We start from the raw sequence: 18024 nt of genomic DNA on the forward strand, positions 1-18024 counted from the left end.
CACCGGCCACACCCCGCCCCTGGTGCGGGTGCCCACCGTGTCGGCCTCACTAACCACGGGGGGGCGGCTCCCCTTGTGCGCAAGGGGAGCCGCGCCGTTTGTCAGGCGGTGTGCAGGGTGAGGCCGTAGGCCGACAGGATCTCGTTGACCGGCTGGAACCAGGTCTCGCCGCCGCTGCTGCAGTTGCCCCAGCCGCCGGACGTCACGCCCTGGGCCTGGTCGCCGGTGATGTACGAGCCACCGGAGTCACCGCCCTCGGCGCACACGCTGGTCTTGGTCGCGCCGTGGAAGAGCTGGCCGTTGCCGTAGTTCACCGTCTCGTTCTTCGCCAGGATCTGGCCGCAGTGCCAGTGCGTGGTCGACCCGCTCCGGCACACCGACGAGCCGATCGGCGCCTCCCAGGAGCCGCGGACCAGCTTGTCGCTCGTCTGTCCCCAGCCGAGCACCACGGGCACGGTCCACCAGCCGTTGCCGACCGACACCCAGCCGTAGTCGTTGTCCGGGAACGACCAGCCGCGGAAGCTGCCGATGTCTGAGCCGTCCCAGCCGCGGACCGTGCCGCCGCGACCACAGTGGCCGGCGGTGACGAAGCCGCCGTGCACGGAGAACCCGATCGAGCAGCGGATGTTGCTGACGTAATACGGGTCGCCGCCGACCGTGCCGGCCGCGTACGTCCGGGGCGCCTGGGCAGCCACCTCGCGGACCGTCACCGCACCCGCCCGGGCTACCCGCGCCACGAAGGCGTCCACGAGCTTCGACTGCTTACCTGCTTGCACGTTGACGACGACAGTCCCCGTCCGGGGGTCGGCGGCCCACCCGCTGACCGCGTCGGGCACAGCCTTGCCGGCCAGCTTGTCGACCAGAGCCTTCCGCTTGTCGAGCGCAGCAGCAGTCACAGGTACGGCGGTCGTCGCGGCGCCCGTGGCCTGGACAGCAGCCGCGTGGTCCGGCCGGCTGAGGCCGATCACGAGCTTCTGCGTGCTCTCGTCGTACCAGGCGCCGCCGAAGTGGGCACCGGCGGCTTTCTGGGCCGCGGGCAACAGCTTGGCGGCCGACGTCTCGGCTGCCAGCCGCTGGCGCACCTGTGCTTCGGTCAGACCGAAGTCTCGTTGCATGGCCGCGGCCTGGCCGGGCACAGCGAGCGGCTCGGCCGCGACCGCTTGGCTGGGTACCGTCACCGCGCTCACCACGAGCACGGCCGCTAGTAGGACCTTCATCCGGACTCTCCTCACCTAGGGGCGGATCGGTGCGTGAGAGCGCTCTCGCACCTGAGAGTGTCCTACTGAGCACAGCTCGTCAAGGGTCAGAGGCCGAGATGGGCGAGCACGGCGAGGACTCGGCGGTGCCCGGAGTCGGTCGGCGGCAGGTCGAGCTTGAGGAAGACGTTGCCGACGTGCTTGTGCACCGCGCCCTCGGAGATGACCAGCTTCTCCGCGATCGCGGCGTTGCCCAGGCCCTCGGCCATCAGCGCGAGCACCTCGCGCTCCCGCGGGGTCAGCCGGTCCAGCGGGCTGCTGCGCCTCACCATCAGCTGGCTGACCACTTCCGGGTCGAGCACGGTGCCTCCGGCGGCCACTCGCCGTACCGCTTCCAGGAACTCGTCCACGCGGGAGACCCGGTCCTTGAGCAGGTAGCCGACGCCTTCGCTTCCGGCGGCCAGGAGCTCGGCGGCGTACACCTCCTCGACGTACTGGGAGAAGACCAGGACCGGGAGACCCGGGCGGGCGCGGCGGGCGTCGATGGCGGCGCGCAGCCCCTCGTCGGTGAAGGTGGGCGGCAGCCGTACGTCGACGATCGCGATGTCAGGGGCGTGGTCGGCCATCACCTTCGCGAACTCGTCCGCGTCCCGGGCCACGGCGGCCACCTCGAAGCCGGAGTTGCCGAGCAACAGGCCGAGCCCCTCGGCCAGGATCGGGTTGTCCTCCAGGATCACGACCCGCACGGCAGCACCACCTCGACCGTGGTCGGGCCGCCGATCGGGCTCTGCAGCTCCAGCCGTCCGTCGATCGCCTCCACGCGGTGGAGCATGCCATGCAGGCCACTCCCCCGACCCAGCAGGTCAGCCTGCTCGCTGATCCGCGCACCGCCGATCCCGTCGTCCGTGATCGCCAGGTACAGGTCGGCGCCCCGCCGTTCCATCAGTACGTCGACATGCCCGGCGGCGGAGTGCTTGGTGACGTTGGTGAGCGACTCGGCGACCACGAAGTAGGCAGCCGCCTCCACTGCGGCCGGCACGGCACCCAGCTCGCCCAGCCTGAGGTCCACGGGCAGCGGGCAGCGGGCGCAAAGTGCGGACACGGCTCCAGCCAGGCCGCGGTCGGCCAGGATCGGCGGGTACATGGTCCGCAGTACGCCGCGCAGCTCGTTCATGGCCTGCTCTGCGCCGTCACGGGCGTCGTCGAGCAGCTTGGCGGCCTTCTCCGGGTCGTCGGCCATCATCTGCTTCGCGACGCCGATGCGCATGGCCAGCGACACCAGCTGTGCCTGCGTGCCGTCGTGCAGGTCGCGCTCGATGCGTCGCAGCTCGGATCCGTGCGAGTCCACTGCGCCTGCACGGCTCTTGGTCAGCTCCTCCACGCGCTGGGCCAGCCTGGCGGTCTCCAGCTCCGCCTCACTCGGTGCGAGGAGACGCCGTACGGCGCGAGCGTGCCCGCCGGCCACGGCCGGGGCGACCCAGCCGAGGAACCACAGGCTCACCAGGACCTGCAGCGGGCCGAGCGTCAGCGCCTCGAGCCAGCTGTCGACGTCCAGACCCATCAGGCTGAAGTTGCCCGGATCAAGCCTCCACAGCAGCATGCTGAGGATCGCCGACGGCGCTCCCACCACCGCGATCACCGCGACGAGCAGCTCCGGGATCATCACCAGCGGCCCGAGCAGGAGCCGCAGGCTGCGGGTGAAGGACTTGTCCCGGAACAGCGTGACGACATCACCCGGCCGCCGTGGCGCGGCCGGCGGCAGCGGCGGATCCTGCGACAGACCGAGGTACTTCGTCGCCCGGTACCGCTCACTGTTGGCCAGCTTCACCAGCCCCGCGGTGGCACCCGGGATGACCCACGCAAGCAGCAGGCTGATCGGCAAGGCCGCCAGCAGCACCACAGCCTTCAGGTACCGCACGAACAGGTATCCGCAGGCCGGGCCACCCCGCGACAGGATCTTGGTCAACATGCCTCAATCCTCCGGCACGGCCCGGCCTGCGTCGGTACAGCAGGCTCTACCTTTCAGGCTCTAGCACTCGGGTATGCCGGGGAGCTTCGGGTCGGGGTGGTCGATGTAGATGTTGGTCATGTAGCCGCCCTGGTCGCGCAGCTTGGCCCACCAGTCGTTGGTGGTGCCCTCGGCGGTCACGGGGTCACCCTTGACCTGGCACTCGACGAAGACCTGGGTCGGGCCGGGCAGCGTGGTGACGACCGACGCGGACAGGCTTGGGGCCGAGCGGACCCGGACGCCGGTGCCGTAGGTGGTGAAGTTGTACTGCGGCGGGTTGCCGTCGTTCACCAACTGCATGTAGTAGGTCCAGTTCCAATGCGGAGCCGGGTCGGTGTGGTCGTTGCCAGGGATCTCGTTGTGTTGCTGACCAGGTGCATCACGCCGTACCCGTTGGCCTGGCTGGGCTGGCCGTTGTGGCCGTCGAGATGCGACTCGGCGTACCCGACGCCGACCAGCACCTCTCGGAGAGTCTGGATACGGGTACTCGGGCGGCCAGATGGCGGATTTCTGGACCCATGGGGCGGTTCCTTCCCTGTTCGGCCCGCGGCGTCGGCGGTCCCGGGAGGTCACGCTAGGCCAAGATCTTCCGCCCCGACCAGTGATTCGGGAAACATTTTGCGGTCAAGTCAGCACCCTGCCACGCAGCACGATCACCCGCGGATGACTCAGTACGGCGGGGTTCGCGCGCGGATCCTCGTCGTACACGACCAGGTCGGCCGGGTCGCCCGGCTGAAGGTTGCTCGGAGCCCCCAGCCACTCGCGGGCCGCCCACGACCCGGCGGCCAGCGCCTGCTCGCCCGACAGGCCGATCGACGTCAGCGCCTGGATCTCCTGCGCCACCAGGCCATGCCCGAGCACCCCACCCGCGTCGGTCCCGGCATACACGGGTACGCCGGCCTCGTAAGCGTCCCGGAGCCGGACCAGGCGGCGTTCGTACAGGTCGCGCATGTGGGCCGAGTAGACCGGGAACTTCGCGGCGGCGGCGTCGGCGTACTGCGGGAAGTTCTCGAGCTGGATCAGCGTCGGGACGACAGCAACCCCGCGCTCGGCCATCGCGTCGAGCATGTCCGGGAGCAGGCCGGTGCCGTGCTCGAGGCAGTCGATGCCGGCGGCAAGCAGGTCCGGCAGGCAGTGCTCGCCGAAGACGTGGGCGGTGACCCGGGCGCCCAACTCGTGCGCGCGGGCGATCGCCGCGTTCAGCGCCTCGGCGGGCCAGCAGGGCGTCAGGTCGCCCGCGTCGCGGTCGATCCAGTCGCCGACCAGCTTGACCCAGCCGTCACCACGCCGCGCCTCCTGCTCGACGTACGCGACCAGTTCGTCCGGCTCGATCTCCCAGCCGTAGTTGCGGATATAGCGCTTCGACCGGGCGATGTGCCGGCCGGCCCGGATGATCTTCGGCAGGTCCTCGCGATCGTCGATCCACCGGGTGTCGGCGGCCGACCCCGCGTCCCGGACCAGCAGCGCACCGGCCGCCCGGTCGGCGACCGCCTGCTCCTCCTGGGTGTCGCGGTCGACGGCGCCGTGCTGGTCCAGCCCGATGTGGCAGTGCGCGTCGACCAGGCCGGGCACGATCCATCCGCCGGTGTGCACGGTGCTGACATCGGCAGCGGCGGGCCGGTCCACGACCAGCCCACCGCTGAGATGGATCTCCTGCTGCTCGCCGGCCGGCAACACCGTGCCGACGAGCCTGAGTACGCCCCTGTCTGTCAGTGCACTGTCCGTCATACCGCGACGTTAACCGGCCCGGCGTCAGCCGTGCGAGCCGCCGCCCGGGGTGCAGGTGGGTGTGGTCGGGTCGGTCGACGAGCACGGCGAGCTGGTCGGCGTGTCCGTCGGGGTCGGCGTCGGCGTCGGGGTGGGGGTCGGAGTCGGCGTCGGGGTCGGCATGGGAGTCGGCGTCGGGGTCGGCGTCGGCTTGGGCGTCGGCTTGGTCGGCTTGTGCGTCGGCGACTTGGTCGGCGTGTCGGCCGGGTCCGGCACCGAGGGCTCGTCGGTCGTGGCCGGCGCGGTCGGCTTCGTCGTCGGGGTGGCGGACGTGCTCGTGGACGGCTTGGAGTCGTCCGGAACATCCGGAACCTCGCGCGGGTCGACCTTGCGCTCGGCGTTACCGGTCGCCTTCGGCACCGACAGGCTGCCCTTCTCGTTCGGGATCAGCACCGCGTTCTTGCTGTAGACCCGCATCCACCTCAGCACGGTGGCGACGAAGTCCTTGGAGTGCTGGTAGCGCAGCAGGGCCGAGACCAGGTCCCGTGGCCGCTTCAGGTCGTCGCCCTCCGAGCACAGGTACACCGCGACCGTGGTGACCGCGTCGTACACGTTGTTCGGGTTGCGGAAGCCGTCGCCGTTGCCGTCGGCGCCGAAGTCGGTCCACACCTGCGGGATGATCTGCATCGGGCCGACCGCACGGTCCCAGGTCAGGTCGCCGTCGTACCGGCCCTGGTCGCTGTCGGTGATCCGGCCGTTGCCGCGGCGCCCGTTCAGCACCGGGCCGAGGATCTTGCCGCGGGTGGTGCCGGCCACGTCGACCCGGCCACCGCTGGCGTGGTCGGACTCGACCTTGCCGATCCCGGCCAGCAGCGGCCAGGTGAGCCCACAGTTCGGCCGGACCACGGCGAGGTTCGCGGTGGCGCGGCGGTAGGCGGGGAACACCCCGCGCGGGATGCCGTTGACGGCATCGGGCCGCCCCGGCCGGACCACGGACCGCCCGTCGGTCGCACCCTGCACGGGCACGTCGGCGCGGGCGGGCTGGTCGGAACCGAGCCGGCCGTCCACTCCGGGACGCTGCGGGACGATCATCGTCAGCTCGTCGAACTCACCGCTGTTCAGCCCGGCTCCAGGCGACGGAGCGACCGGGCTGTCCGCCGCGAGCTGGCCGGAGGCACCGGCTCCGCCCGAGGCGACTGTCACGATGGCCCCGACCAGGAGCGGGGCTGTGCACAGTGAAGCGATGATGATTTTGACCCGACGGTTACCACTACGGGTTAGGCGCATAGTCCCCTCAACGATCCATACGCCAGAAAGTTACATCAAGTCGACGCAAAGTTACCTGACCCGCCAACACCCCGACAACTGGCACCACCACCGGCTGCGCCAAGCGTGAAATCCGGGCCTGGACGGGCGCGGGACCGCAGGTAATCTCCCCGGTTACCCCGGGGTCGAAACCCCTGATCAGCTACCGGACTGCGGGGCCTGGTCCGGCGTGGACTCCGAGGTCGGTTCGCCCTGCGGCGTCGTCGCGCACGGCTCCGGCGTCGGAGTGGCCGTCGGGGTCTCGGTCGGCGTCGTGCAGGTCGGGTCCGGCGTCGGCGTCGGCGTGGGGGTCGGCGTCGGCGTGGGGGTGGGCGTCGGCGTCGGCGTCGGGGTGGGCGTCGGAGTCGGCGTCGTGGTCGTCGGCGTCTCCGACGGCGTGCCCTGGGTGTTCGTCGGCGTGGGCGACGCCGTCGGCGTCGGCGTGGCCGTCGTCGGCGGCTTCGTCGTCGTCGGCGGCTTGGAGGTCGTCGGCGGCTTGGTCGTCGGCCTCGGCGTGGTCGGGACCGGCGTGCTCGGCTGGGCCGTCGTCGGGGTCACCGCGGGAGTCGGGGTGGTCGGCGGCGTGGTGGTCGTCTCGGTCCGGGTCGGGTCGTTCGACGTGTCCACGTTGCCGCTGTCGTCGGTCGGCGGGTTGATCACGCCCTCGGTGTCCGGGATCGTCACCGTCTGGTTCGCGTAGGACTGCATCCAGCGCAGCACCGTGGACACGTAGTCCATCGAGTGGTTGTAGCGAAGCACCGCCTGCACCAGGCCCTGTGGGTCGGACAGGTTCGCCCCGCCGGAGCACAGGTAGTCGCCGGCCGCCCGAGCGGCGTCGAACACGTTGTGCGGGTCCTTGACCCCGTCGCCGTTGCCGTCCGCGCCGAACGTGTTCCAGGTGCCCGGGATGAACTGCATCGGCCCGACCGCGCGGTCCCACGAGGTGTTGCCGTCGTACAGGCCCTGGTCGGTGTCGGTGATCGCGGCCATGCCGGGGCCGCCGTCGAGGACCGGGCCGAGGATCTTGCCGCGGGTGGTCCCGTTCGGCTCGACGCGCCCGCCGCTGGCGTGCGCGGACTCGACCTTCCCGATGCCGGCCAGCAGCGGCCAGGTGAGCTTGCAGCCCGGCATCGCCACGGCCAGCTCGTTGGCTGCCTTCTGGTACGCGGCCAGGACCGTGCCCGGGATGCCGGACGGGTTGCCGGTGATGCCCTGGATCGGCTGCACCGGGCCGTCGACCGCACCGGTCACCGGGACCTGGATCTGCGACTTCGCCTGGGTCGGCAGGCTGCCGTCGGCGCCCGGCTGGGTCGGCAGGTTGTTGGCCAGCTCGTCGAACTGGGCGTCCTGGCGCGGCTGGGCCAGCGCGTGCGCGTCGACGATGAACGTGTTGGAGGTGACGCCGCCGGCCACGAACACGGCGACCATGGCGGTGGGGGGAGCCAAGATGACCCAGGTGGCGGTCAGCTTGCCCCGCCACGTGTCCAGGTTCTTGAACTGCTGCCTCATCCGACCGTCCTTCGACGTCTTCGCAGTACGTGGTGCATCGGGCGTAGGCACGATCTTAGTCGCCACAGGGTCGTGGACAACCGGTAACGGTGCGCCACTTCACACAGTGACCGAGTGCCTCTCGGGCCCTACTGGCCGCCGAGCATCTTCTTCAGGTCGTCCGGCAGCTCGAAGTCGCCGCCGTTCTGGCCGCCGCCGAACGCGGCCGGCAGCTGGCCCGGCTGCGGCGCGGACGGCTGCTGGTTGCCCTGGTTGGCCCGCTTGGCCGGGTTCCCGGAGCCACGCTTCTTGCCCTTCTTGGCCTGCTGCTTGGCCTTCCGGGCGCCGCCGCCACCGGCCATCCCCGGCATCCCGGGCATGCCCGGCATCCCTGGCAGGCCCTTGCCGGTCGCCATCGCGTTCATCATCTTGCGGGCCTCGAAGAACCGCTCGACCAGCCCGCTGACGGTGGCGACCTCGGTCCCGGAGCCCTTCGCGATCCGGGCCCGGCGGGAGCCGTTGATGATGTTCGGGTCGGCCCGCTCGGCCGGGGTCATCGAGTGGATGACCGCCTCGATCCGGTCGATCTCGCGCTCGTCGAAGTTCTCCAGCTGGTCCTTGAACTGCGCGGCGCCGGGCAGCATGCCGAAGATCTTGGTCAGCGGGCCCATCTTGCGCACCGACTGCATCTGGGCGAGGAAGTCGTCCAGGGTGAAGTCCTTGCCGCCCTTCTTCTGCAGCTTGGCGGCGGTCTTGGCGGCCTGCTCGGCGTCGAAGGTGCGCTCGGCCTGCTCGATCAGGGTCATGATGTCGCCCATGCCGAGGATGCGCGAGGCCATCCGCTCGGGGTGGAAGACGTCGAAGTCCTCGAGCTTCTCGCCGTTCGAGGCGAACATCACCTGGCGGCCGGTGACCTGCGCGATCGACAGCGCGGCGCCACCGCGGGCGTCGCCGTCCAGCTTGGCCAGCACGACGCCGTCGAAGCCGACCCCATCCAGGAAGGCCTGGGCGGTGGTGACCGCGTCCTGGCCGATCATCGCGTCGACCACGAACAGGATCTCGTCCGGCGTGACCGCGTCGCGGATGTCCGCGGCCTGCTTCATCAGCTCCTCGTCGACACCCAGCCGGCCGGCCGTGTCGACGATCACCACGCTGTGCTGCTTGGTGCGCGCCTCGTCCATCGCCTTCCGGGCGACGTCCACCGGGTCGCCGACGCCGTTGCCGGGCTCGGGCGCGAACACCGGCACGCCGGCCCGGTCGCCGACCACCTGGAGCTGGGTCACGGCGTTCGGCCGCTGCAGGTCGGCCGCGACCAGCATCGGGGTCTGGTGCTTGGTCTCCTTCAGCCACTTGGCCAGCTTCCCGGCCAGGGTGGTCTTACCGGCCCCCTGCAGACCGGCGAGCATGATCACCGTCGGCGGCCGCTTGGCCATCCGCAGCTCGCGCGTCTCGCCGCCGAGGATCGTGACGAGCTCCTCGTTGACGATCTTGATCACCTGCTGCGCCGGGTTCAGCCCGCCGCGCACCTCGGACCCGCCGGCCCGCTCCCGGACCGCGGCGATGAACTCCTTCACCACCGGCAGCGCGACATCGGCCTCCAGCAGCGCGATCCGGATCTCCCGCGCGGTCGCGTCGATGTCCGCATCGGTCAGCTTGCCCTTACCGCGCAGGTTCTTGAAGGTGGCCGACAACCGATCGGAAAGCGTATCGAACACGAAACAGTCCGTTTCTCCAGAGACAACCCAGGTACAACCTCACCGAGTCTACCGACGGTGATTGACAGGGTGTCCGCCGGACCTTCACGATCTAACCGGTAAATGATGATCCAATGGTTAGGAGACACCTGTGAGCCGGAGCCGGGTCGTGCTGGACGGGCCATCCAACCTGGGGTTGCGACCGCCGGTGGACGGGACTGTGCCGGGTTGCTACAAGCTCGCAGGGGCGATCCGGGACCAGGGGTTCGTGCAGCGGATCGGGGCCGTCGACGCGGGATACGTGACGCCGCCGCGGTACGACCGGGCGGGCTGGAAGCCGGGCGACGGCGTGTTCAACGCGGCGGCAATGGCGTCGTACACGGTCAAGCTGGCGGACCGGCTGACGAAGCTGTTCGACGAGGACCGATTCGTGGTGCTGCTCGGCGGTGAGTGCAGCATCCTGCTCGGACCGGCGCTGGCGTTGAAGCGACGCGGCAGGTACGGCGTCGTCTACCTCGACGGTCACTCGGACTTCCGGACGGTCGACAACTCCCCGTACGTCGGAGCCGCCGGCGGCGAGGCACTCGCGCTGACCACGGGCCGCGGCCAGGCCGATCTGACCGACCTCGAAGGACTCGCGCCGTACACGAGGGACAGCGATGCGGTGCTGCTCGGGATCCGGGCGGACGACGAGTACGTCGACGACGTGCGCGCGGCTGGGATCCCGGTCTGGCCGGCCCTCGCGATCGCCGAGGACCCGGGCAAGGCGGCGGCCGGCGTCCTCGAGCACCTGCAGGAGCTCGACGGCTTCTGGGTGCACCTCGACGTGGACATCCTCGACGCCGCGATCATGCCGGCGGTGGACAGCCCGGACCCGGGCGGGATCGACCACGCCCAGCTCGTCGAGCTGCTCCGGCCGTTGCTCTCGGCACCGAAGTGCGTGGGGATCGACATCGGCATCTTCGACCCGGACCTGGACCCGGACGGCAGCTACGCGGCCGCACTGGCCGACACCCTGGTGGCGGCCCTCGACTGAGGGCTAGGGCTCACCGGTTGTTCCAGACCAGGCCCTGTCCGTGAGGTTCGGCGCGTCCGAGGATCTGGCGCCGGCCGCCCGGCCAGCGCTCGAGGGCGACGAGGAAGTCGAACGGACCGTCGGGTGTTCGGCGCAGCGGTTCCAGGCGAAGCCGGGCCAGTGGGGAGTGCTCGTCGGCTTGCGCCCCGAGCTCGGCGAGCCGGTCGTCGACTGCAGCCCGGTCGTCCCGCGTCAGGTACTGCCACATGATCGAGTGCCACAGCACAGTCACGTGGCCGCGCGACAGCTCCAGCCCATGCACGAACGAAACCGCGTCCTCCCGGTGCACGTCGGCCGGCACCTGGCGAGCGATCGCCAACGCGCCACGCAACCGGCCCAGCCGCACCGGCATGTCCGGCCAGACGTACGACGTGAGCGTGCGGGCACCCTCTTCCGTCAGCGGGTTCACCGGCGCGATGTCGCTGCCGACCCGCTCGGCGATCCGCAGCGGCATCGGCTTCAACGCCCGGCCCGACCACGCCTCGTCAAACACCACCGGGCTCTCGGCCGGGCCGAACCCGGTCCCGTCCGCCAGGTTGTACCGGAACTGGTCCGCCCGCAGGTTGAGTCCGCCGCTCGCGCCGATCTCGAACAGCCGCACCGGCAGCGGCACGTCCTCGACCAACTGCAGCAGGCCGCCGTACAGCGCGGCGGCCCGGCCCACCTCGTTCGTCTGCGGTGGCTGGGTCAGCAGCGACCGCAGCTCGGCCGACCGGGACTGCAGCACCTGCTCGAACGCCTCCCAGCCGAGCACCGGGTCCCACGTCCCGCCCACGCTCGGGTAGAACGCAGCAAGCTCCGGCAGCTCTCCCGCCAGCACCAGCCGGTGCACCGAGCCCAGCAAGCGCAGTGCGATCGCGTCACCGAACGGACGGTCCTCGTAGCCGGCCAGTACGCCGGTGGACACGCCGCCGACCTCGTAGTCGTCCACGATGAGCCGGCACAGCTCGGCGTACATCGGGGAGCCGAGTTCCTCGCAGGCGACAGCTTGACGCTGAAGAGTCTCTACAACGTGCACACAGCAGACCCTAGAAGGTCAGGCGATCCAGGACCGTCTTTGCCGTCGTGCGCGCGTCTTCCTCGTCCAGCGGCGAGCCGTGGCTGTCGGTGAGGTAGAAGGCGTCCACACACTCGGCGCCGAGCGTGCTCACGTGCGCCGAGCGGATGTCGGCGCCCGTGGACGCGATGGCCGAGGTCACGTCGTACAGCAGGCCCGGGCGGTCGTGGGCGCGCACCTGCAGCACGGTGGCCGTCTCCGACGCATCGGGCAACAGGTCCACCCGGCTGGCGACCCGTGCCTTGAGTGCGGACGAGTCCCGCGCGGCCAAGCGCCGTACGAGGTCAGTGGGGTCGCGCAGGGCCACAGCAAGACGGTCGCGCAGCCGGACTGGGTCCGGTGGCGAGCCGGCCACGGTCCACTGCGAGATGCCGAGCCCCTCGACCGACGTGATGACTGCAGACCGTACGGCGAGCCGCTCGACGGCCAGCACGGCCGCGACCGTCGACAACGTGCCCACTTGATCGGGTACGGCGACATTCACCCGCAGGTCACCGAGATGCTCGGACACCGTCACGCCAAGCCGCCCCACACCGACGACCTGGTGCAGCGTGGGCACCGGGATCGGCGGAGCATCGGTCCACATGCTCTCGCCGCCGCCGGACAGCTCACCGCGCACGCGGCGGCACAGCTCACCGACCAGGCGCATCCGCCAGGGTGACGCGGCCGCGGGACCGGCGGCGCGCGCGTCGGCGTACGTGAGGGCTTCCAGGAGGTCCAGAGTCTCGGTGGTGCGGACGATCCCGGCCACCAGTTCAACGGTCATCGGGTCGTCCAGGTCCCGCCGGGTGGCGACCTGGGCAAGCATCAGGTGCTGCCGGACCAGCAGCGTGATCGTGTCCGCGTCCGCCTCGTCGAAGCCGAGCCGGCGGGCCACAGTCGCTGCGATCGCCGCACCCGTGACGCTGTGGTCGCCCTCGACTGCCTTGCCCAGGTCGTGCAGCAAGGCGGACACGAGCAGCAGGTCGGGCCGTCGTACGTCGCGGACCATCTTGGCGGCCTCGACACAGGTCTCCAGCAGGTGCCGGTCGACGGTGAACCGGTGGATGGCCGACTGCGGCGGCCGGAACCGGACCGCGTCCCACTCCGGCAGGATCCGGGAGACGTAGCCGGCCTGGTCCAGCGCCTCCCACACCTCGAGCAGACCGCTGCCTGCACCCAGCAGGGCACACAGCAGTCGCCGCGCCTCACCAGGCCACGGCTCAGGCAACGCCAGACCGCGATTGGCCAGCCGTGCGCAGACAGCAGGTGAGAGCACCAACTCTCGGTCCGCAGCCACAGCGGCAGCGCGCAGACCCAGCACTGCGTCGCGCTCGGGCCGGGCGTCCGGCATCAGTACGACTTCGCCTTCGTGCTGGCCGACTCCCTCATCGAGTGCCAGCAGCAACGGTCCCCCGGTCCGCTGACGGCGCCGGGACCGAGGCGGCCGGGTCATCAGGCTCTCGATCCGTCGCCAGGACACGTCGCAGACGTGCGCGAGCGTCCGGCCGGTCGAGTACACGTGCCGCAGCAGCTCGTCCCGGCCACCGGTCATGCCCAGCCCGGCCGCGACCTCACCGGCCACGTCAGCGACCAGCCGGTCGGTGGAACGCCCCGCAACCGTGTGCAACTCGTCCCGGATGTTCAGCAGGTCCAGCCGCGCCCGCTCCACCACCGGATGCGGTACGTCGACCAGCCACGACGCCACCAAGCCACGCAGTACGACGGCGTCGCGCAGACCGCCGTACGCCTCCTTGAGGTCGGGCTCAGCGAGGTGTGCGAGCTCACCGACCGTCGACGCGCGTTCCTTGCACGCCTGAGCCAACGCAGGCAGCCGCTCCTTCGCCGTACGGCGCCAGTCCGCCATCAGCACGGACCGCAGCTGCAGTGTGAGGTGCGAGTCCCCCGCGACGTGCCGTGCGTCGAGCAGGCCGAGGGCGACCCGGATGTCGTCGGCAGCCGCCTTGCGGGCCTCGTCGACGGTCCGGACGCTGTGGTCCAGCTTCGTCCGCGAGTCCCACAGCGGGTACCAGATCTGTGCGGCCAGCTCGTCCACCCGTGGGTACCCCTCGGCGTGCACGAGCATCACGTCGAGGTCGCTGTACGGCGACAGCTCCTCCCGGCCGTAGCCGCCGACGGCGACCAGCGCGACGCCCTCGGTGGGCACACCGAGGGCGTCACAGGCTTTCGAGAGGAGCAGGTACAGCAGCGCGTCGGCCTCCTCGGCACGCCCGCGCCGCTGTTCTGCTCGGTCAACCATCTACAGCGCGTCCCTAGAGTGCATCGCCGTCGAGCTCGCCGGTGCGGACCCGGACGATCGTCTCGACCGGGGTGACCCAGACCTTGCCGTCGCCGATCTTGCCGGTCTGCGCGGCCTTGACGATCACGTCCACCACGTCCGCGCTGTCGCCGTCCTCGACGACGACCTCGACCCGGACCTTGGGGACCAGGTCCACCTCGTACTCGGCGCCGCGGTAGACCTCGGTGTGGCCCTTCTGCCGGCCGTAGCCGCTCGCCTCGGTCACCGTCATGCCGGTGACGCCGAACGTCTCCAGCGCGGCCCGGACGTCCTCCAGCTTGTGCGGCTTGACCACGGCGGTGATCAGCTTCATGCGTTGGCACCTTCCTTCTCGGAAGCCTCGGTGGACTCATTCTCCGTGCCGGCCTGCGGACGGGCGAGAGCGGTGTGCCCGCGCAGCCCGGCCGCGCCGAGGAAGTCGTACGCCGTCTCCGCGTGCTCGACCTGGTCGACACCGGTGACCTCGTCGTCCTCCTTGAGCCGGAAGCCGATGGTCTTGTCGATCAGCTTGCCGAGCAGGAAGGCGACCGCGAAGGAGTACAGCGCGACGACCACGTTGGCCAGCGCCTGCTTGCCCAGCTGCGAGACACCGCCGCCGTAGAACAGGCCGTCCACGGCCGACGGCGCCGCCGCCGTGCCCAGGAAGCCGATCGCCAGCGAGCCGACCAGACCGCCGACCAGGTGCACGCCGACCACGTCGAGCGAGTCGTCGAAGCCGAGCTTGTACTTCAGCGACACCGCGAAGGCGCAGATACCACCGGCGATGACACCGAGGATGAGCGAGCCGACCGGGGTGAGCGCGCCACAGGCCGGGGTGATCGCGACCAGACCGGCGACCGCACCGGACGCCATGCCCAGCGTGGTGGCCTTGCCGTGCCGGATCCGCTCCACGATCAGCCAGCCGATCACGGCGGCGGCGGTGGCGACCTGGGTGTTGACGAAGGTGATCGCGGCGGTGGTGCCGGCGCTCAGCGCCGAGCCGGCGTTGAAGCCGAACCAGCCGAACCACAGCAGCGCGGCGCCGAGGACGACCAGCGGCAGGCTGTGCGGCCGCATCGGGTCCTTGCGCCAGCCGATCCGCTTGCCCAGCACGATCGCCAGGGCCAGGGCGGCGGCGCCGGCGTTGACGTGCACCGCAGTACCGCCGGCGAAGTCGATCGCGCCCAGCTTGTCGCCGATCCAGCCGCCGTTGCCCTCGTCGAGGAACCAGACCGAGTGCGCGACCGGGAAGTACACCAGCGTCGTCCAGCCGACCACGAACGCGATCCAGCCCCGGAACGTGGCGCGGTCGGCGATGGCGCCCGAGATCAGCGCCGGGGTGATGATCGCGAACATCAGCTGGAAGGCGACGAACGCGAGCGTCGGAATGGTGCCGCTGACCGCCTCCGGCGCCATCAGACCCTTCAGGCCGACCTCGGAGAAGTTCCCGATCACGTGCCCGGTGTCACCGGCGAACGTCAGCGAGTAGCCGACCAGCACCCACAACACGGTGACGACGGCGATGGTGATGGCACTCATCATCATCATGTTCAGCACGCTCTTGACGCGCACCATGCCGCCGTAGAAGAAAGCCAGGCCCGGTGTCATCAGCATCACCAGGGCGGCACTGACCAAGACCCAGGCGGTATCGCCGGCGTTGATCTCCATCAACGTCATCCCTTCCATCGATCTGGGGGGTGACCGCCCGTCCTCAGTCGGGCAGAACTCCACATCACCGGGGAGCCCGCGCACGGCCACACCGCACACGGTGTCGGCGCGCCGTTTCAGCCGATCGGTCCATTTGTTTCAGGCATGTGACAAAGAGGGCTTTCAGGTGACATCGACGTGACATCGGCGAAGTTGTGGCACTCTGGCCTGGACCACACGGGTCCGCAGCCGCGCCACTGCGCCCGTCCGAGCTGGGGAACACGAGATGGGGACCAACCACGGGGTGAGGCCGCGCCGCGGCAGGCCACGGGACCCGGACGCGGAGCCGAGGATCCGCCGGTACGCCGTGCAGCTGCTGCTGGAGCGAGGATTCGACGGAATGACGGTGGACGACGTCGCCGAGGCCGCGGGAGTCGGCAAGGCGACGATCTACCGGCGCTGGGCGAGCAAGGACCACCTGGCCAACGACGCCTTGGCCGACCTGTTCGACATCGAGATCCCCGATGCCGACACCGGGTCGATCGCAGGCGACCTGCGCCAGGTCTACAGCGACGCCCTGGCGTTCGTGAACAGCGAGGAAGGGCTGGCACTGATTCGCCTGGCGGTGTCGGAGGCGAACCGCGACGAGCGGTCCGCCGCGATCTACCGGGGCTTCCTGGAGCGACGGATCCAGCTGACCGAAGCCGCGCTGGACCGGGCCAGGGCTCGCGGTGAGCCGGTCCGTGACAACGTGGACACGACGCTGATGGTGCAGTGGCTGGCCGGGGTGTTCGTGATCCGGGCGCTGACCGGTGAGTCGATGCCGACACCGGACGACGCCGACCGGCTGCTGAAGTTCACGATGCGTTGCATCCTGGAGGAGTAGTCAGGGCTGCAGACCGGGGCCGAGGGCAACTGCGTTCACGGCCAGCTCGGTCACGCGCTGTACCTGGCCGGTGTCGATGTCCCAGGCAAGCACCCAGCCGCTGACCTGGATCAGCGGCCGGTCGCCGTACCAGCCCAGTACGGCGCAGCAGCCGGGCTCACGCACTCCCTGCGGGTCCGCCGCGGGTGTGGTCCGGTCCGACTCCCCCAGCACCAGCAGGTGACTGGGCATTGCACGCAGCGTCGAGATGGCCGCTACCACCTGTGGTTGCGAGTGTCTGGTGGGCACCTGCTGGAGGTCCTCGGAGATGAACAGTCGCGCCGCCATGGTGAACGTCGAGAACGTCTGCCCTACCCAGGCCTGCACCGGCAGCTCCAGCCGGCTGTCCACGGACCACCGGCCGGTGACGCCGTAGCGCAGCACGGCGCCGCTGTCGATCCGGTACGGCGCAGTGATCGACGCCGGGTTCGCGGCCGCGGTGATCGGGATGACCGGATCCCGGTCACCGTCGTTCTGGCCGACGAGAACTCGATAGGCCACGCCCGGCCCGCTGACCAGGACGCGTGCGGCGTTCGGCAGCCAGGACACACTGCTCACATCCCTGCTGGGCAAGGCGTAGCGGTAGACCTCACTGGTCGTCGCGTCGACGACGACCACTTCACCCGGCTGCGGGAACGCAGCGAACCGGCCGTCCGGCGAGATCGCTCCGGAACTCAGCGGCGAACCGATGCGGATCGGCTGCAGTTGCAGGTCGGCGCGGGCCCAGCTCGCGTCGGAGCCCAGCAGCAGTGCGTCGTACCGGCCGTCGCGCTCCTCGAGCACCACGGCGGCGATGTTCTCGATCGGGTGCTCACTCAGCGGTTCGGGGTCGTCCGGCAGGCTGAGGCGATCGCCGAGCGGGGTGTAGACCCGGTCGAGGAAGCGCTCGCTGCCGGCCGGTGGGGCGATCCAGAAGTCGATCCCGGAGATCTGCCCGGCCGGCGGGACGTAGCCGGGTGGGTGCGTCGGTGTGGTCGGCGGCGGGACGAGCTCGGTGCTCTGGCTCCCGCCGACCGCGGTGCCGATCGCGGCGGCCACAGCGACGAGCAGCGCGGCCAGCAAGCCGATCAGCACGTTGCGTCGCCGCCGACGGCGCGTGGCGAGGCCATCGGCCCAGGCGGCGTCGGCCAGGTCCGGCTCCGGCAGCAGGTCCGACGCGTTGTAGAGCAGCGGCTGGATCTCCTCGCGCCTCATCGCGGTTCTCCCGCGTCTCGCCAGTCACCGGCACCGAGTGCCGAACGGAAGCGGCTGAAGGCGGTGAGGCCATGACTGTGCACGGAGGTGTTGGACATCCCGAGCACGTCGGCCACCTCGAACTCGGTGAGCTCCTCGAGGTGCAGCAGCACGAACACGGCGCGTTGTGCGGGTGTCAGCTCGGCCAGCGCGAGCTTGACGGGGTCGTCCTCGTTCGGGAACGCCTTCACCCGGTTCCAGCGCACCAGGGCCGGTTGGTAGAGCAACCGCTGGACGAACACGTCCGGGTCGTCCACCCGGTCCCAGCGCGTCGACAACCGGGTGAAGGCGCGCAGCAGTGCATCCTCTGCTCGCTCCAGGTCGCCGTACACGAGGTACGACGTACGGAGCCATCTGCCCTGCCGCGCGTCGACGTACGAGGCGAAGTCCGGGTCGACCGATTCCTGCATCCACCCTCCCGCCTCTATTCAA

16 protein-coding genes are annotated in these 18024 nt (G+C 70.4%); 2 read left to right on the forward strand and 14 right to left on the reverse strand.

From position 1 onward, the window contains the following. Positions 1-101 precede the first annotated feature (101 nt). The 8 genes from AB0H36_RS35120 to ffh all read right to left on the reverse strand — a co-directional run bounded on the left by AB0H36_RS35120 (position 102) and on the right by ffh (position 9419). Complete coding sequence (locus AB0H36_RS35120; RefSeq protein ID WP_360533845.1) at positions 102-1217, reverse strand: S1 family peptidase; 1116 nt, start codon at positions 1215-1217, stop codon at positions 102-104. 86 nt (positions 1218-1303) lie between these two features. Further along, complete coding sequence (locus AB0H36_RS35125; protein WP_360533848.1) at positions 1304-1942, reverse strand: response regulator transcription factor; 639 nt, start codon at positions 1940-1942, stop codon at positions 1304-1306. Further along, complete coding sequence (locus AB0H36_RS35130) at positions 1930-3165, reverse strand: histidine kinase (protein WP_360533851.1); 1236 nt, start codon at positions 3163-3165, stop codon at positions 1930-1932. Before AB0H36_RS35130 ends, AB0H36_RS35125 begins: the two co-directional genes overlap by 13 nt. Before the next feature lie 60 nt (positions 3166-3225). Next, positions 3226-3504: an SH3 domain-containing protein gene (locus tag AB0H36_RS35135; protein WP_360533854.1), complete on the reverse strand. Its 279-nt coding sequence runs from the start codon at positions 3502-3504 to the stop codon at positions 3226-3228. Between the two features lie 324 nt (positions 3505-3828). Next, on the reverse strand, positions 3829-4932 hold the full coding sequence (locus AB0H36_RS35140) for an amidohydrolase family protein (protein ID WP_360533857.1): 1104 nt from the start codon (positions 4930-4932) through the stop codon (positions 3829-3831). 24 nt (positions 4933-4956) lie between these two features. Then, on the reverse strand, positions 4957-6114 hold the full coding sequence (locus AB0H36_RS35145) for a lytic transglycosylase domain-containing protein (protein WP_360533860.1): 1158 nt from the start codon (positions 6112-6114) through the stop codon (positions 4957-4959). A 261-nt stretch (positions 6115-6375) separates the two neighbouring features. After that, complete coding sequence (locus AB0H36_RS35150; protein WP_360533863.1) at positions 6376-7725, reverse strand: lytic murein transglycosylase; 1350 nt, start codon at positions 7723-7725, stop codon at positions 6376-6378. Positions 7726-7853: 128 nt separating this feature from the next. After that, positions 7854-9419: a signal recognition particle protein gene (ffh, locus tag AB0H36_RS35155; RefSeq protein ID WP_360533866.1), complete on the reverse strand. Its 1566-nt coding sequence runs from the start codon at positions 9417-9419 to the stop codon at positions 7854-7856. Between the two features lie 130 nt (positions 9420-9549). On the opposite strand from ffh, the gene AB0H36_RS35160 reads away from it, so the two are divergent. Next, positions 9550-10434 carry an arginase family protein gene (locus AB0H36_RS35160; protein WP_360533869.1) on the forward strand — a complete coding sequence of 295 codons (885 nt, stop codon included), beginning with the start codon at positions 9550-9552 and terminating at the stop codon, positions 10432-10434. 10 nt (positions 10435-10444) lie between these two features. Here the strand turns inward: AB0H36_RS35160 and AB0H36_RS35165 are convergent, their stop codons facing one another. From AB0H36_RS35165 to AB0H36_RS35180, 4 genes are read right to left on the reverse strand one after another with little or no spacing between them, the layout of a single operon-like run. After that, entirely contained in the window at positions 10445-11491 is a 1047-nt protein-coding gene (locus tag AB0H36_RS35165) for a DUF2332 domain-containing protein (protein ID WP_360533872.1), read from the reverse strand. A 10-nt stretch (positions 11492-11501) separates the two neighbouring features. Beyond that, positions 11502-13769, reverse strand: a complete 2268-nt coding sequence (locus AB0H36_RS35170; RefSeq protein WP_360533875.1) for a [protein-PII] uridylyltransferase — start codon at positions 13767-13769, stop codon at positions 11502-11504. A gap of 13 nt (positions 13770-13782) precedes the next feature. Continuing rightward, entirely contained in the window at positions 13783-14121 is a 339-nt protein-coding gene (locus tag AB0H36_RS35175; RefSeq protein WP_360486332.1) for a P-II family nitrogen regulator, read from the reverse strand. Next, the gene (locus AB0H36_RS35180; protein WP_360533878.1) at positions 14118-15464 is read right to left on the reverse strand and encodes an ammonium transporter; all 1347 of its coding nucleotides are present in this window, start codon (positions 15462-15464) and stop codon (positions 14118-14120) included. The genes AB0H36_RS35175 and AB0H36_RS35180 overlap by 4 nt, the downstream gene beginning before the upstream one ends. A gap of 256 nt (positions 15465-15720) precedes the next feature. Between AB0H36_RS35180 and AB0H36_RS35185 the strand changes: the two genes are divergently transcribed. Next, positions 15721-16320 (forward strand): TetR/AcrR family transcriptional regulator, encoded by a 600-nt coding sequence (locus tag AB0H36_RS35185; RefSeq protein ID WP_360533881.1) that lies wholly within the window; start codon positions 15721-15723, stop codon positions 16318-16320. On the opposite strand, the gene AB0H36_RS35190 is transcribed toward AB0H36_RS35185, so the two are convergent. Next, entirely contained in the window at positions 16321-17553 is a 1233-nt protein-coding gene (locus tag AB0H36_RS35190; protein WP_360533884.1) for a hypothetical protein, read from the reverse strand. Then, positions 17550-18002: a sigma factor-like helix-turn-helix DNA-binding protein gene (locus AB0H36_RS35195; protein WP_360533887.1), complete on the reverse strand. Its 453-nt coding sequence runs from the start codon at positions 18000-18002 to the stop codon at positions 17550-17552. Before AB0H36_RS35195 ends, AB0H36_RS35190 begins: the two co-directional genes overlap by 4 nt. Positions 18003-18024 lie beyond the last annotated feature (22 nt).

The sequence above is a fragment of the Kribbella sp. NPDC050820 genome (genome assembly GCF_040653975.1).
GTDB lineage: Bacteria > Actinomycetota > Actinomycetes > Propionibacteriales > Kribbellaceae > Kribbella.

Coding starts and splice junctions, on each gene's coding strand:
- AB0H36_RS35130 (WP_360533851.1), bottom strand. CDS start 3,165: ATGTTGACCAAGATCCTGTCGCGGGGTGGCCCGGCCTGCGGATACCTG.
- AB0H36_RS35185 (WP_360533881.1), top strand. CDS start 15,721: ATGGGGACCAACCACGGGGTGAGGCCGCGCCGCGGCAGGCCACGGGAC.
- AB0H36_RS35135 (WP_360533854.1), bottom strand. CDS start 3,504: ATGCAGTTGGTGAACGACGGCAACCCGCCGCAGTACAACTTCACCACC.
- AB0H36_RS35175 (WP_360486332.1), bottom strand. CDS start 14,121: ATGAAGCTGATCACCGCCGTGGTCAAGCCGCACAAGCTGGAGGACGTC.
- AB0H36_RS35120 (WP_360533845.1), bottom strand. CDS start 1,217: ATGAAGGTCCTACTAGCGGCCGTGCTCGTGGTGAGCGCGGTGACGGTA.
- AB0H36_RS35190 (WP_360533884.1), bottom strand. CDS start 17,553: ATGAGGCGCGAGGAGATCCAGCCGCTGCTCTACAACGCGTCGGACCTG.
- AB0H36_RS35140 (WP_360533857.1), bottom strand. CDS start 4,932: ATGACGGACAGTGCACTGACAGACAGGGGCGTACTCAGGCTCGTCGGC.
- AB0H36_RS35170 (WP_360533875.1), bottom strand. CDS start 13,769: ATGGTTGACCGAGCAGAACAGCGGCGCGGGCGTGCCGAGGAGGCCGAC.
- AB0H36_RS35150 (WP_360533863.1), bottom strand. CDS start 7,725: ATGAGGCAGCAGTTCAAGAACCTGGACACGTGGCGGGGCAAGCTGACC.
- AB0H36_RS35180 (WP_360533878.1), bottom strand. CDS start 15,464: ATGACGTTGATGGAGATCAACGCCGGCGATACCGCCTGGGTCTTGGTC.
- AB0H36_RS35195 (WP_360533887.1), bottom strand. CDS start 18,002: ATGCAGGAATCGGTCGACCCGGACTTCGCCTCGTACGTCGACGCGCGG.